1 protein-coding gene is annotated in these 1,719 nt (G+C 44.8%); it reads right to left on the reverse strand.

Annotated elements, in window-relative coordinates; translation table 11 throughout:
• Positions 1-58 precede the first annotated feature (58 nt).
• A complete protein-coding gene (tnpC, locus tag VB620_RS20815) occupies positions 59-1,600 on the reverse strand; it encodes an IS66 family transposase (RefSeq protein WP_323198058.1) in 1,542 nt (513 codons plus the stop codon).
• Between the last annotated feature and the right edge of the window lie 119 nt (positions 1,601-1,719).

Consider the following 1,719-nt stretch of genomic DNA (forward strand, 5'->3'; position numbering starts at 1 on the left):
GTAAGCGTTCAGGGGGTATAAAGAAGAAGAAAACAACCCCCGAAGTCAAGCAATCAAATTATGCAGCTTTCGACAAGTCAGAATCATCAGAACAAGCAGTAGCTTCTGGAAGCAGAGAAGGAGTGGCTGTACTACCACGAGCAGCAACAACAGCCTGAGTCATAAACTCCAAAACATTACGCTTTTGGGACTTGAGCGTTGTGACCACAGTCAACATCCGAGCTACAAAATTACTACCCGCTTCAGTCTGAGAACCGAAACTAGTCCGTCGCCAGATCACGGCGGGACGAATAGCTCTTTCAGCAGCATTATTAGTGGGTTCAACACCAACAGTTGTCACAAACAACCACATCGCAGATTCAACCTTTAAAAGTTGGCGGCAAGTACGAACAGTTTTGGACAAGGGTGTTTTTTCCCGATAGCTAATCTCATGGTCGGCAGCTTCTTGTAAGGAAACTAGGACTTGCTCCCGAATATCTGTGACTAACTTCACAAATTGATCACGGGACAGAGTACCATCTCGAACTCGATGCCATAACTCAAATAATTTTTCCTGTTGTTTAACCAGCGCAGTTCCTAATTCAGCCGAAACTCCAGGACGTTCCGATATTTTGATAAATTCCCGTCGCAGGTGCGCCCAACACAATTGCCGACGTTCTAAATCTACCCAGTTGTAAGCACCATGACGGTCGGAGTTTAAAATTCCATTGAAGTTTTCACCCAATAAATTCTTTGCCCCTTGGGTACAACGGGTGAGGGCTATTTCAAAAAATGTGACTAGGGGCGTGACTGCAACCCATAACCAAGCTTTTCTCTGTTCAGGATTAAAACCATCAATATTTCCTTGATTAAAGCTGGTCTCATCGGCTCCGACGATGTTTGCGTTTTGAATATATAGTTTGGCTTCATCTACACAGGTTGCCACGGCATTACTCGCTTCTTGCCGCAGTTTGTTGACGGTTCCCAATGATATTGAGATTCCAAATACTTCTTGCATGGCACTTTGTACCATTCTTTGACTATTGCGATATACTCCACTCAGCAATGCTACTAGAGCTACTACTCTTACCCCGTAACCACTTGGGTTCACATCGAATGGTAATATGGCACGGGTCTTAGTGCCACATCCTGTACAGGCCAATTGATGCAAACGATGCTCTATGACTATGGGACTGATGGGTGGTATTTCTACTATCTGGTGACGATAGGGGTTTGTATCAATTCCAGTGAGGGTGGCTCCACAATTAGCGCATTCTTCTGGATGGTGGTCGATTATTTCACTGCATTCTTCTATTGGGTATAGGTCTCGGCTATTTCCTTTATGACCTGGTTGACCCCCTCGTTTTTTACTGCTTTTCTGTTTTGCAGGCTTTTTTTCAAATCCCGGTGGGTCACTCGATGGTGGTGATGATGAATTTTTTGATGTCCGATTTATTTTTTCTAATAGCTGTTCTTGAACTCTGAGGACTTCTGCTAGTTTCTTTGACTGTTGTTCTATTTGCTGCGCCATTTCCTCCACCAGTTTCTTCACACTGCTTGGAGTTTTTCCCCAATCTTCTGGGGGTATCTGTTCTAAGTGATTGACGCGCTTGTCTTCCATATCACTTAATTTATCAGATTTTGGGGAGAATTTTTAGCGATGGGCGAACGCACAAGCATATCCGCAGGACTCAGCCCCTCCTTTGGCGATCGCTCTTCCACCCCCCCCTGAACGGTTAC

Origin of the sequence: Nodularia harveyana UHCC-0300 (genome assembly GCF_034931085.1) — a bacterium.
Taxonomy (GTDB): domain Bacteria; phylum Cyanobacteriota; class Cyanobacteriia; order Cyanobacteriales; family Nostocaceae; genus Nodularia; species Nodularia harveyana.